The following is a 13,189-nucleotide window of genomic DNA, read 5'->3' on the forward strand; positions in this document are numbered from 1 at the left end:
ATGCTAAATCAGGGAAGCTGAAATGGAGGTTCAAAACAGAGGATGAGGTGGTCTCCTCTCCGGCGGTCGCTGACGGCACCGTCTACTTCGGAAGCGATGATCACTACCTCTACGCCCTCGATGCTAAATATGGAAACCTAAAATGGAGGTTCGAAACAGAGGTTGATGTGGAATCCTCCCCGGCGGTCGCTGATGGCACCGTCTACTTCGGAAGCAGCGATCACTACCTCTACGCCCTCGATGCTAAATCAGGGAAGCTGAAATGGCGGTTCGAAACAGGGGATGATGTGGCCTCCCCGGCGGTCGCCGACGGCACCGTCTACTTCGGAAGCGATGATCACTACCTCTACGCCTTAGAGTGAGTCCATCCTTCATCAATCGGCTTCTTTGGAAGCTTAGCCCTTTGGGGAAGAAGGGGGAAAAGGTGCCGCGATTCATTAGAAAGCCCTTTCTAAGATCATTAATAAGGATAATACTTTCCTTAGGGATAAGCCTTGCCACAGGGGGGATAGGCTTTAAATTGACCTCAGCCTCCTCCTTCGGGGAAAGGTTTTACTCCCCGGAGGTTCAGCTGATCGCCACCCTCGCCATAGCCTTCATCTCCCCCTTCGCTCTTTATTCAGGACTGAAACAGGCAAAGCCCTATGGGGTGGGCTGGTCATATCTAATCGGAGCGAAGATCGGAGCAACCGCGGGTTTGTTCATCGGATTGGCGATAACCGGTTTTACCATCTACTACCAGGCAATGTGGATTATGGGGGAGAAGAAGCTGATCGCCGGCGCCTTCATCTTGGGGGGCTTAACCGGGCTTTTAATTGGAACGGTGGTAGGTTTGATAATGCTCCCCTTGGCGCGAATAGTTGAGGGAGTTCTTTCCTCTTAGCCCCTTCCTACTATTAACTTTTTGCCAGCAAAGAAAATATGATATAATTCTTAAGGTGTTTCATTAAGGGGGTATCAAGCTTTTAGAGATGAGGGAGTGGAGCTTATGATATTAAAAGGGGTTTTCCCACCGATACCAACGCCCTTCGAGGAAGGGGAGGTGGCTCTTGGCAGGTTAACGGAGAACTTGGAGAGATGGAACAAAACGCCGATCTCCGGTTATGTCGTCCTTGGCTCCACCGGAGAGAATGTCCACCTCACCCTTGAGGAGAAGCTCTCGGTGGTGAGAACAGCGCGCAAGGCGATACCAAAAGACAAAACGATGATCGTAGGGGCGGGCGAACTCTCAACAAAAGCCACCATCGAGATGATAAAGCAGGTAGCGGATTTAGGAGCTGAAGGTGTACTCCTCGTCACCCCTTATTACTACAAAAGTATGATGAATGGGGAGGCGTTGATAAAACACTATCTGACCATCGCCGATGAGGTGGAGATACCGATCATCCTCTACACCTACCCTCAATGCACCGGGGTGGATATCCCCCCGGAGGTGGTAGCAAAGCTATCGAAGCACCCGCGTATCATTGGGATCAAGGACAGCTCAGGTAATATCCCCAAGCTGATAGAGATGGCCCGATTGACCAGCCCCGACTTCCAAATACTCACGGGGAATGCCCTCTCTTTCTACCCTGCCCTCTGTTCTGGGGCGGTGGGAGGGATCCTCGCGGTTGCCAATGTAGCACCTGACGATTGCGTTAAGATATTCAGCCTGTTTGAGAAAGGGGAGCATAAAGCAGCAAGGGTATTGCAACAGCGGATCGCCCCATTGGTGAAGCTCACCACCACCAAATACGGCATCGGCGGTCTCAAAAGGGCGCTCGACCTCCTCGGCTATTATGGAGGAGAACCCCGGCTTCCCCTTCTTCCTCCACCTGAGGAGGCAACTACCGAGATAAGGAAAGCCTTAAGCGATCTCGGTATTTTGTGATTTGAGACAAACATTTTAAGGAGAAGCAAACTCGATGAACAGGAGGGAAAGAAGGACAATGACATTAACCCTCCTCCTTCTTTTTTCTTTGGTAGCGGTTTTCCTCCTTTCCTGCACCCCCCCTCCGTCAGGGGATAAGGAGAACGACGAGCGGAAAGAGGCGCGAATGGAAACCTTGCGGAAAAAGATGGTGGAACAGCAGATAATAGCCCGGGGAGTAAAGGACCCCAAGGTGATCTCTGCTATGCTCAAGGTACCACGACACAAATTCGTCCCCCCGGAAGAGCTTCCCTACGCCTATTCCGATCAACCCCTTCCCATCGGCGAGGGTCAAACCATCTCTCAACCCTACATCGTTGCCTTGATGACCGAAGCCCTGCACCTTACGGGGAATGAGCGGGTGCTCGAGATCGGTACCGGAAGCGGTTATCAAACCGCGGTATTGGCGGAGATAGCGAAAGAGGTATATTCCATCGAAATACTGGAAAGCTTAGCCCTAAAGGCGAGGAGGCGTCTTAAAGAGCTCGGCTATGAAAATGTCAAGATAAAGATCGGCGATGGCTACCGGGGGTGGAAGGAATACGCTCCCTTCGATGCGATCATCGTCACCGCTGCTCCCACCCACATCCCGCCACCGCTCATCGACCAGCTTAAAGCGGGGGGGAGGATGATAATCCCGGTAGGCAAGTACTTTCAAGAGCTCATCCTCATCGTGAAAACAGAAAAGGGGGTGATCAAGGAACATATCATTCCGGTAAGATTTGTACCTATGGTTGGTGAGGCAGAGAAGAAGGAACCAGAGGATTAAATATACTATCAGCAAAAGATGGCGAATTTAGCGATAAACGGAGGAAAGCCGGTAAGAACCGAGCCCTTTCCCCTTTGGCCCCCAGTAACGGATGAAGAGGCAGAGGCGCTCATCCGTGTTCTGAAAAGCAGAAAGTGGAGCACCCCTTATGGGGACGAGGTGGTAAGATTCGAGCAGGAGTTTGCCCGTTTTCAAGGAGCGAATTACGCCATTGCGGTCTCGAGTGGTGAAGGGGCGTTGAGGGTCGCCCTTCAGAGCGTAGGAATAGGTCCTGGCGATGAGGTGATCATCCCCGCTTATACCTTCATTGCCACCGCCACCGCGGTCCTTTCGGTGAACGCCATCCCCATCTTCGTCGATATCGACCCCGCCACCTACAACATCAGCCTGAAGGCTTTCGAGGAGGGGATAACCGAAAGGACAAAAGGGGTGATCCCGGTCCATTTCGGGGGGGTACCCGCTGATATGGAGAGGATACTCTCTATCGCCAGGAAGAAGGATATCAAGGTGATCGAGGACGCCTGTCAAGCCTGGGGTTCGGAATATAAGGGGAAAAAGGTTGGTGCGATCGGGGATATCGGCTGTTTCAGCTTCCAATCATCCAAAAATATCACTGCGGGTGAAGGGGGAATAGTCGTTACCAACAGCCGATCGCTTGCCGAAAGGGCGCGGGCGCTCAGGAACAACGGACGCTTCCCCGATGGCAGGTGGTATGAACATCACCTCCTTGGGGGGAATTTCAGGCTTACCGAATTTCAAGGGGCGCTTCTTTCGATCCAGCTCAAGAATTATCCCAAGGAGCAGAAACGGCGGGAGGAGAACGCCCACTATCTCAAAAGCTTACTCGACGAGATCGAGGGGGTGGAACCCTTAAAGATGGGAATTGAGGTTACCGCTTGCTCTTATCACCTTTTTATATTCAAGTATAAAAGGGAATATTTCAACAACCGGAAGAAAGAAAGGTTCCTCGAGGCACTTAATGCCGAGGGGATACCGGCATCAGGGGGGTATCTCATCCCTCTCTATCGCCAGCCATTATTCTTAAAGGGCAACTTCCATCCCCGTGGTTGTCCCTTCACCTGTCCTCATTATAGAGGGAAGGTGGATTACTCATCGCTCTTTCTCCCCGAAGCTGAGAAAGCCTGCGCCGAGGAAGCGGTATGGCTCCATCAACGCCTTCTCTTGGGTACAAAAAGGGATATCGAAGACATCGCCACCGCCATCGAAAAGATCAGAAGATATCGAGATGAACTTTAGTCGAGGTGAGGAAGATGAAGGAGAGGGAAGAAATAAGGATAAAGGAAATCACCCCAGAAGAGAAGATGAGCGAGCTCACCGCTCTTGCCAAGAGGCGGGGGATCATCTTCCAGGGAAGCGAAATCTACGGAGGATTGAACGGTTTTTGGGACTACGGTCCAGTGGGAGTGGAGCTCAAGCGAAGGATAATCGACTTCTGGTGGGATGAGATGGTGCGAAAGAGAGAGGATGTAGTGGGTATAGATAGCGCCATAATTATGCATCCCGATGTATGGAAGGCTTCGGGGCACACCGACCAATTCTTTGATCTGATGCGGGAATGCGACTCCTGCAAAAAGCGTTTCCGCGCTGACAAGGTGGAGGGGGATACCTGCCCCGAGTGTGGAGGGGAATTAGGGGTACCGCGGCAGTTCGATCTTATGTTCAAAACCTATGTCGGGGCAGAGGCATCCTCCCAGAGCATCGCTTACCTCAGACCAGAGACCGCCCAGGGGATATTCATCAACTTCAAGAACATCGTAAGCACCTCCCGGATGAAGATCCCTTTCGGTATTGCCCAGATAGGTAAGAGCTTCCGCAACGAGGTCACCCCGAGGAACTTCATCTTCCGCTCCCGGGAATTTGAGCAGATGGAGCTCGAGTATTTTGTCAACCCCAAAGACGAGAAGGACTGGTTCAGCTACTGGGTTGAGGAGCGGTTTCGGTGGTATCTCGAGCTGGGAATAAAAAAAGAAAACCTGAGGTTAAGGTCCCACGAGAGAGAGGAGCTCGCCCATTACGCCATCTCCTGCACCGATGTTGAATACCTCTTCCCCTTCGGCTGGCAGGAGCTCGAGGGAATAGCGGACAGAGGGGATTTCGATCTTTCGCAACATATCAAATATTCGAAGAAAGATCTGAGCTACTTCGATGAAGCAACCAAGGAGAAGTTCATCCCCAAGGTGATCGAGGCATCAGCCGGGGTGGATCGTACCCTCCTCACCGTGCTCGTCGATGCCTTTCGGATTGAGATCCTTCCAAACGGCGAGGAGCGGAGGGTTCTCGGATTGAGCCCAAGGGTAGCGCCGGTGGAGGTAGCGGTTTTCCCCCTGGTGCGGAAGCTATCGGAGCCAGCAAAGGGGTTGGCTTCGGAGCTTAAAAAACACTTTACCGTCTTCTACGACGAGAAGGGAGCAATCGGAAAACTCTACCGCCGTCAGGATGAGATCGGTACCCCCTACTGCATCACCTTCGACTTCCAATCCCTTGAGGACAACCAGGTCACGGTGAGGGATAGGGATACGATGCTTCAAGATAGGATAGCGATTGATTCCCTCGTCTCCTATCTCAGGGAGAAATTGAAGAAATAGTATGATAGCGAGAATAGACTGGAGGAGGTTTGAGGAGACCTCCCTCATCTTTGCTCATTATCTCTACCAGTTCGAGAAGGTAGAAGGATTTTTCTCCCATAATTATCAGGATAAAAACTCCTTTTATAAACTGGCGGAGGAACTCCGAAGGGATAAAGGAAGGGATGCCTTCCTCCTGCTTGCGGAGGGAAACAGGGAGGTTGGCTCGTCAAAAGAGGTGGTGGAAAAGCTCGAAAAAGCGGGAAAGGTTGGGGGGGTAGCTGTCATCACCGGTCAACAGGTAGGTCTTTTTGGCGGACCCGCCTATACCCTGTTCAAGGCACTTACCGCAGCGAAACTCGCTCACTTCCTCGAGGAGGAACTCAAGATACCGGTAATCCCCATCTTCTTCCTGGCTTCGGAGGACCACGATATCGCCGAGGTAAACCGGTTCATCTTCCTCAATCGGGACTATAGGCTGATCGAACTCTCCCTCCCAAGGATAGAAGAGGGACGGAGACCGGTTTCATCAATCCGGTTAGGGAAGGAGGTGGAAAAGCTCCTTGCCACCTTCAAAGCGGAGCTCCCTGCACCGGGTATTCCCCCTTCCCTCGAGGAAGCGCTCTACTCCTCCTATACCGAAGAGGCTACCTTTTCCTCTTCCTTTGCCAGGCTCCTCGCTAAGCTCCTTTCCCCTTACGGGATCGCCATTCTTGAGCCAAACTCAAAAAAACTAAAGGAGATAGCAATCCCCCTCTTCGAGCAGGAAATCCTTAAGGCAAAAGAAAGAGAAGAGCTCTTCTCTTCCCATCTAAAGGGACTAAGCGAAAGGGGATATCACATTCAGGTTCCCGGAAATAGAGGAAGGCTTAACCTATTTCTCTTGAGCGAGGCAGGGGAACGGGTAAGGATATATCTCGCTGAGGATGGGTTCATCATCGGGAAGGAGGGGGAGAAGGTTTCATCCTCTCATCTTATTTCCCTCCTCAAGGAGGAACCAGAGCGCTTCTCACCCGATGTGCTCCTAAGACCGCTCTTTCAGGATTTCATCCTCCCCACCATCGCCTATGTGGCAGGACCAGCGGAGATCGCCTATTTCGCTGAGCTTCGTCCCCTCTATACCTTCTTCAACATCCCGATGCCGGTGATATACCCCAGGGCGAGCTTCACCGTAGTGGACGATATAACCCTCCGCCTCGCCCATCAGCTCTCGCTTGCCATCCCCGAGCTCGTCTCTTCTCCAAACGAGACCCTCGATCGCTTCAAGCGCTCGTTGGTGGATACCGAGGCGGAGGAGGAGATCTCCCAATTGGAGGAGGAAACCCTCGCCACCAAGGAGAGGATAAAAGAAAAGCTCACTGAGCTCGACCCAAACATAGGGAAGAAGGTGGATTCCGCTTTAGGAAAGATCATCTACCAGCTCGAGAGGTTAAAATTGAAGATAGGGAAGGCGAATTTAAGGAGGAAGGAGGAGCTTAGAAGGAGGCTGGAACGGCTCAAAAACATCCTCGCTCCTGATAAGAAACCCCAGGAGAGGATGCTCGGCTGGGTGTACCTCTTAGCCGACTATGGAGAGAAGGTGATGGATAAGGTCTATCAGGAGATCGAACTTCCTCCTCGGGACCATAAAGTGATAAGAGTGGAGAGATAGAGAGATGAAACTCGATCTTCTTGTGGTAGGCGCTCATCCCGATGACATCGAGCTCGCCTGCGGAGGGACCATCATCAAATTAGCGAAAAAAGGATATACGATCGGAGCCCTTGATCTGACCGCGGGCGAGCTTGGAACCAAAGGGACGAGGAGAGAGCGATTAAAGGAAGCGGAAGAGGCGAAAAGGATCCTTGGCCTCGTTCATCGGGAGAACTTAGGGCTTCCCGATGGAGGGATCGAGCTGAACCAAGAAACAAGAATGAAGGTGATCGAGGTGATAAGGAGGCTTCGCCCGGAGTTTATCCTCCTTCCCTATTACAGGGGACGCCACTTCGACCACATCAGGGCGAGCCTGCTTATAACCGAATCCGCCTTTCAGGCAGGGTTGATAAAGATAAAAACCGAAGCCGAACCCCACCGTCCCCGCCGGCTGATCTACTATATGACCCATTACCAGTTCATCCCCAGTTTCATCGTCGATATAAGCGAGGAATTCGAGAGGAAGATGGAGGCGATCCGTGCTCACAGCTCCCAATTCGGAGGGGAGAAACCCCTTTTCCCCTTGAGCGGTATCGAGACCAGAGACCGCTATTATGGCTCCCTGATCGGCACGAGCTACGGTGAGCCGTTTTTCGTCCGCGAGGCGCTCGAGGTAGAGGACCCGATCGCTTTCTTCAGCAAGGTGAAGTCCGGGGGCAGATGCAACTTCCCTCCCAAGGAGGGGCTTTGCTGAGGAAGCCAATGCGGATAGGAATAACCTGCTATCCCACCTTTGGGGGAAGTGGAGTAGTGGCTACCGAACTTGCTCGCGCCTTAGGGAAAAGAAGCCACGAGGTCCACCTGATAAGCTACGCGGTTCCGGGAAGGCTGAAGAAGGAAGATCCGGTTCTCTTCCATCAGGTGGATGTTCCTCGCTATCCCCTTTTCGAGTGTCCCCCTTATGCTCTTGCCTTAGCCTCGAAGATAGGAGAGGTAGCCTGCCGTTTCCGTCTGGATATCATCCACGCCCATTATGCGGTTCCCCATGCGGTAAGCGCCATCCTCGCCCGGAAGATGCTCCCCTGCAAATCGCTAAAGGTGATAACCACCCTCCACGGAACCGATACCACCCTGATCGGGAAGGAACCGTCCTTCCTCCCCATCGTGACCTATGCCCTCGGGGAAAGCGATGCTATCACCGCTGTTTCCCACTATTTGAAGGAGGTATCGGAGAAGACCTTCAATATAAAGGACCGGGTGGAGGTGATCTACAACTTCGTGGACAGTGAAAGATTCAAAAGGATAAAGGGCATAAAACATCGTCGGCGCTTTGCCGAGGACGATGAGGCGATAATCGTCCACATCTCAAACTTCCGCCCGGTAAAGAGGGTGCTCGATGTGGTTAAGATATTCCGGCTGATAAGAGAAAAGAGAAAAGCCCGCCTCCTTATGGTGGGCGACGGACCGGAAAGGATAAAGGTAGAGGAGATGTTGAAGGAATACGGTCTTTCCCCCTATGCCAGTTTCCTCGGGGAGAAGGTGGCGGTGGAGGAGGTGCTCGGGGTGGCGGATCTCTTTCTCCTTCCGAGCGAGCTGGAAAGCTTTGGCCTTTCCGCCCTCGAAGCTATGAGCTGTGAGGTTCCGGTTATCGCCTCGAAGGTGGGAGGCATCCCCGAGGTGGTTATCGATGGTGAAACAGGCTTTTTAGCCCCGAAGGGAGCGATCTCTGAAATGGCGGAAAAGGCACTGGTTATCTTAGGGGATCAAGAACTCAAAAGGAAATTAGGCGAAACCGCCAGAACCCGCGCCAAAGAACTTTTCTCCCCTGAACAAACAGTAGATAAATATGAAGCCCTCTATCGTAAGGTATCCCAGTATTGAACCAAGTTAAACGATAATAGCCGAAACCTTAAAAAACATATTTCAAACCATAAAACAATTCCTCCCTTGTGCTTTGAGGAAAGGTTAAAATAGTATATAATCTCAACGGTTAAGATAATAAAACGAGAAACGAGTGGGCAAAGCAGGAGGAAATGGAAAGGGGATCCTATGAGGCAGGAGAAAAAAACCGGGCGTAAATTCTACATCACCACCGCAATAGACTATGTGAATTCAAAACCACACCTGGGCACCGCCTACGAGAAGATCGTGGCAGATGTCATCGCTCGCTACCACCGCCTTTTGGGCGACGACACCTTCTTCCTAATGGGGAATGACGAACATAGCCTAAATGTGGCGGCAAAGGCGAAGGAGCTCGGGCTCGATGTGCTCGAATACTGCGACCAGATGGAGGAGGAATTCCGTCGGGTATGGGAGAGGCTTAATATCTCCTTCGATGACTTCATCAGGACAACCGAAAAAAGACACGAGGAGACAGTGCGAGATGTCCTCTCCCGGGTGTATGAGAAGGGAGACATCTACCAGGGAACCTACGAGGGATGGTACTGCGTCTCCTGCGAAGCCTTCTACCGGGACAAGGACTTAATCGATGGCCTCTGCCCCTTACATCAGAAGAAACCGGTCTGGATCTCGGAGAAGAACTACTTCTTCTCCCTATCCAAGTATGAGAAACCTCTTCTTAAGCTCATCGAGGAGGAAAACCCTGATTTCATCCGTCCCGAGATCAGAAAGAACGAGATATTGAGCCTCATTCATTCCGGGCTCGAGGATGTAAGCCTCTCCCGGTCGAGCACCCATTGGGGCATCCCCCTACCCTTCGATCCGAATAATGTGGTCTATGTCTGGTTCGACGCCCTGATCAACTACCTCTCCGGTGTAGGCTACGCCACCGACAAGGAGAGATTCGAGCGCTATTGGCCCGCTGACCTCCACCTGATCGGGAAGGACATCACCCGGTTCCATTGTGTGATTTGGCCCGCCATCCTGATGAGCGCTGGGATCGAGCTCCCGAAGAGCGTTTTCGCCCATGGGTTCATCACCATCAGTGGGGAGCGGATGAGCAAAACTTTGGGTACCGCCTTGGATCCCCTCGAGCTTGCTGATAAATACCATGCGGATGCCGTCCGCTACTTCTTGATCAGGGAGATACCGCTCGATCGGGACGGGGATTTCTCCATAGAACGGTTCCGGGAGCGGTTCAATGCGGAGCTCGCTAATGATTATGGGAATCTCCTCTCCCGTACCATCACGATGATCGAAAAATATAACCAGGGGAGGATCATCCCCCCGAAAAAGGACGACGACGAGAAGCTGAAGGCTAAGGCGGTTGAGGTCATCGAGCGGTATCGAAAGAGAATGGACGCCCTCGAGCTTGAGGAGGGGATAAAAGCCATCTGGGAGCTTCTTCGGGCGGCGAACCTCTACATCGACCGGGAGAAACCTTGGGAGCTCGCTAAACAGCAGGCAAGAAGAGAAAGACTAACCGCCGTCCTCTATAATTTGGCGGAAAGCCTGAGGAAGATATCGATCCTCCTCTACCCGGTGATGCCGGAAAAAACAAGCGAAGCACTCGCCCAGCTCGGGTTGGCAAAACCGGCTGATGAACTCAGCATAAAGGAAGTTGAGGAATGGGGCACGATACCAGCGGATACCCGGGTTAGGAAAGGAGGACATCTCTTTCCCCGGCTTTCTTAAGCTAAGAGGAGAAAGATGGAGGATAAATCCCTTTCTTTTGAATTTCGCATCCTTCGGATGACGATGCTCGTAGGCGCTATCTACGACCTCGTCTTCGGGGTGCCGATACTCCTCTTCCCGGCGAGATTAGCACCGTTGATAAACCTTGCGATGCCAAAGGAGGAGATATATCTCAGGTTATGCGGCGTCTTCCTCATAATGGTCGCCTTCTTCTACTACCTCGCCTTCCGCGATCTCGAGCGATATCTGGGAAATGTTGCCGTCGCTATTGTTGGGAGAGGCTTAGGCGCTTTCTTTTTCTTCATTTTTTACTTCTTTCTCCACTACCCGAAGACCTTCTTCCTTCTCGGGTTGGTCGATCTCACCTTCGCTGTCATCCACTTCCTGTTCTTAAGGGAGGAAGGACGAAGCCTATTTATACCGCTTCTCCTTGGGAGAAGATAAGGAGGTTTTAAATGAGCCAACTGCTTCCGGGAAGGTCAGCAGACCCTCCATTTAAAGAACCCCCTGCCGAGTTGATAGAAGAACTTTTAAAGGAGCTAAGGAGACATCATCCAGCAAGGCTCCTCGATGTCGGCTATGAAGGGGGGAATTACGCCTCCTTCTTCAACTCTTTGGGGATAAAGCTCACCCTACTCGACCTCCTTAAAGAGATAAAAAGAAGGAGGGACCTCGCCTCCACTCCTGAAGGAAAAAACCTCACCTACCTTCCCGCTATCTTCGGGGAACGGGAATTCCCTCGGGACCATTTCCACGCCATCGCCTGTTTCGATATCCTATCCTTCCTCCCCTTCAGGGCAGCAAAGGAGACGCTCAAGTTCTTAAAGCGACATCTCGTTTTCGGGGGATTGCTCCTTGCTACCTTTCCCCTTTCCGCTGAGCCTCCGCTTCCTGGTTTCAGCTTCACCAAATACAGCAACCTCGACATAGAGACCCTCTTCTACGACTTCAGCTCGGCAAGGCTGACCATCCTCTCGGATGGAACGAGGAAGATAATAGCAAGAAAGAGGTAGATGGAGAGGCTAAAAATAGTAATCGGCATCTTCCATCAAAGCCCTACCTGGACCATCCCCGATTACTGGGTCGAAGAGATAAGAAAACGCTGTCTTCAAGCGGAAGTGATACCGGTAAAAAGTAGGGAGGAGCTCGAACGAGAGATAGAGGATGCTGATATCTACTTCGGCTGGGCTCTTCCCGGGGAGGTCCTCCGCCGGGCGAAAAAACTCCGCTGGATCCACGCCTCGGCTGCTGGCATCAGGAGACATCTCATTCCTGAGCTGGTAAACTCGGAGATAATCTTCACCAATTCGAGGGGGGTATTTTCCGAACCCATCGCGGAGTATGTCATTGGAGCGATGATCTTCTTCTCTCGCTCCTTTAATCTTGCCCATCGCTTTCAACTGGAGAGGAAATGGGCACAGATCGAGATAGTATCGGAAGGAGGGCTCTTCGAACTCAGAGGGAAGACACTCGGGGTAGTAGGCTACGGAAGTATTGGGAAAAAGGTGGCAGAAAAGGGAAAGTGCTTGGGGATGAAGGTGATCGCCATAAAAAGGCATCTTACCGAAGAGACTTCAGAAGAAGGAACAACCCTACTTCCTAAAGAAAAGCTTCCCACTCTATTAAGCGAATCCGACTTCGTCGTTCTCACCCTACCCCTTACCCCGGAGACCAGAGGGTTGATCGGCGAGGAAGAGTTAAACAAGATGAAGAAGACTGCTTATCTGATAAATGTCGCCCGAGGAAAGATAGTGGATCACGACGCTCTGGTGAAAGCCCTCTCTAATGGGAGAATAGCTGGTGCTGCTCTCGATGTCTTTCCTGAAGAGCCACTTCCCAAGGAAAGCCCCCTATTCACCCTGAAGAATGTCCTTATCACCCCTCACATCTCCGGGATAAGCTCTAACTACTGGGAACGGGTAGTAACCCTCTTTTCGGAGAATTTCCGCCGTTTCGTCAAGGGCGAACCGCTTCTAAACATCGTTGATAAGAAGCTGGGGTATTGAGATGAGGAGGGATATAGATAGGTTAATGAAAGAAGAGGGGATAGACCACCTCATCCTCCTCGGCGAGCCCTCACACTCGCCAAATTTAGCCTATCTCCTTAAGGGAGCCAAGCTATCCTTCGCCATCCTGGTAAAAAGAAGGGGAGAAAAACCAGTCCTCATCTACAACCCGATGGAACGGGATGAGGCACGAAAAGTGGAAGCAGAGCTTATTCCCCTCTCCCAGTTTTATCCTGCCCTTCGCTCAGAGGAAAAAAGGGAAGGGGAGGAGGCGCTTCTATTTGAAGCCATCCGTTCCCTCAAAGTAAAAGGGAGGGTCTATTTTGCAGGGAAGGTGGCGATAGAGCAATATTACCCCATCCTCAACGCCTTGGGGAAGGAGTTTCCCCAGATAGAGCTGGTCAGTGGCCCCTCAAAAAATGTAATAGCCCGAGCGCGGGAGACAAAAGACGAAGAGGAGATAGAAAGAATAAGGGAGGTAGGGAAAAAAGCGGAGGGGATTTTCTCCTCGGTGGTAGAGCTCCTTAAAAGCCTCGAGGTGAAAGAGAACATCCTCTACACCGAGGACGGGAAGCGGATGACCGTGGGGAGGATGAAATCCTTCATCAGGATGAGGCTCGCTGAGGAGGGGCTTTTAGAAGAGATCGATACCATCTTCTCGGTGGGAGGAGAGACAGCAGTGCCCCACAATTACGG

14 protein-coding genes are annotated in these 13,189 nt (G+C 51.9%); all 14 read left to right on the top strand.

What is annotated here, in order from left to right:
- The coding region (locus J7L64_09595) for a PQQ-like beta-propeller repeat protein (GenBank protein MCD6452595.1) at positions 1-362 on the top strand (362 nt) is incomplete at its 5' end.
- 62 nt (positions 363-424) lie between these two features.
- The gene (locus J7L64_09600; GenBank protein ID MCD6452596.1) at positions 425-883 is read left to right on the top strand and encodes a hypothetical protein; all 459 of its coding nucleotides are present in this window, start codon (positions 425-427) and stop codon (positions 881-883) included.
- A 105-nt stretch (positions 884-988) separates the two neighbouring features.
- Positions 989-1,870 carry a dihydrodipicolinate synthase family protein gene (locus J7L64_09605; protein MCD6452597.1) on the top strand — a complete coding sequence of 294 codons (882 nt, stop codon included), beginning with the start codon at positions 989-991 and terminating at the stop codon, positions 1,868-1,870.
- Positions 1,871-1,928: 58 nt separating this feature from the next.
- Positions 1,929-2,678 (top strand): protein-L-isoaspartate(D-aspartate) O-methyltransferase, encoded by a 750-nt coding sequence (locus tag J7L64_09610; protein ID MCD6452598.1) that lies wholly within the window; start codon positions 1,929-1,931, stop codon positions 2,676-2,678.
- A gap of 18 nt (positions 2,679-2,696) precedes the next feature.
- Positions 2,697-3,935: a DegT/DnrJ/EryC1/StrS family aminotransferase gene (locus J7L64_09615; protein ID MCD6452599.1), complete on the top strand. Its 1,239-nt coding sequence runs from the start codon at positions 2,697-2,699 to the stop codon at positions 3,933-3,935.
- A 65-nt stretch (positions 3,936-4,000) separates the two neighbouring features.
- On the top strand, positions 4,001-5,284 hold the full coding sequence (locus tag J7L64_09620; GenBank protein ID MCD6452600.1) for a glycine--tRNA ligase: 1,284 nt from the start codon (positions 4,001-4,003) through the stop codon (positions 5,282-5,284).
- Position 5,285: 1 nt separating this feature from the next.
- A complete protein-coding gene (bshC, locus tag J7L64_09625) occupies positions 5,286-6,914 on the top strand; it encodes a bacillithiol biosynthesis cysteine-adding enzyme BshC (protein ID MCD6452601.1) in 1,629 nt (542 codons plus the stop codon).
- Between the two features lie 4 nt (positions 6,915-6,918).
- The gene (bshB1, locus tag J7L64_09630) at positions 6,919-7,647 is read left to right on the top strand and encodes a bacillithiol biosynthesis deacetylase BshB1 (protein ID MCD6452602.1); all 729 of its coding nucleotides are present in this window, start codon (positions 6,919-6,921) and stop codon (positions 7,645-7,647) included.
- A gap of 8 nt (positions 7,648-7,655) precedes the next feature.
- The gene (bshA, locus tag J7L64_09635; protein MCD6452603.1) at positions 7,656-8,774 is read left to right on the top strand and encodes an N-acetyl-alpha-D-glucosaminyl L-malate synthase BshA; all 1,119 of its coding nucleotides are present in this window, start codon (positions 7,656-7,658) and stop codon (positions 8,772-8,774) included.
- 168 nt (positions 8,775-8,942) lie between these two features.
- Positions 8,943-10,487, top strand: coding sequence for a methionine--tRNA ligase (gene metG, locus J7L64_09640; protein ID MCD6452604.1), 1,545 nt, complete (start codon positions 8,943-8,945; stop codon positions 10,485-10,487).
- A gap of 15 nt (positions 10,488-10,502) precedes the next feature.
- Positions 10,503-10,931, top strand: a complete 429-nt coding sequence (locus J7L64_09645) for a hypothetical protein (GenBank protein MCD6452605.1) — start codon at positions 10,503-10,505, stop codon at positions 10,929-10,931.
- 11 nt (positions 10,932-10,942) lie between these two features.
- A complete protein-coding gene (locus tag J7L64_09650) occupies positions 10,943-11,500 on the top strand; it encodes a hypothetical protein (GenBank protein ID MCD6452606.1) in 558 nt (185 codons plus the stop codon).
- Positions 11,501-12,493 (top strand): D-2-hydroxyacid dehydrogenase, encoded by a 993-nt coding sequence (locus J7L64_09655; GenBank protein MCD6452607.1) that lies wholly within the window; start codon positions 11,501-11,503, stop codon positions 12,491-12,493.
- Between the two features lies 1 nt (position 12,494).
- A partial coding sequence (locus J7L64_09660) for a hypothetical protein (protein MCD6452608.1) occupies positions 12,495-13,189 on the top strand: 695 nt, incomplete at its 3' end.

The sequence above is a fragment of the Acidobacteriota bacterium genome (assembly GCA_021161905.1).
GTDB lineage: Bacteria > Acidobacteriota > B3-B38 > Guanabaribacteriales > JAGGZT01 > JAGGZT01.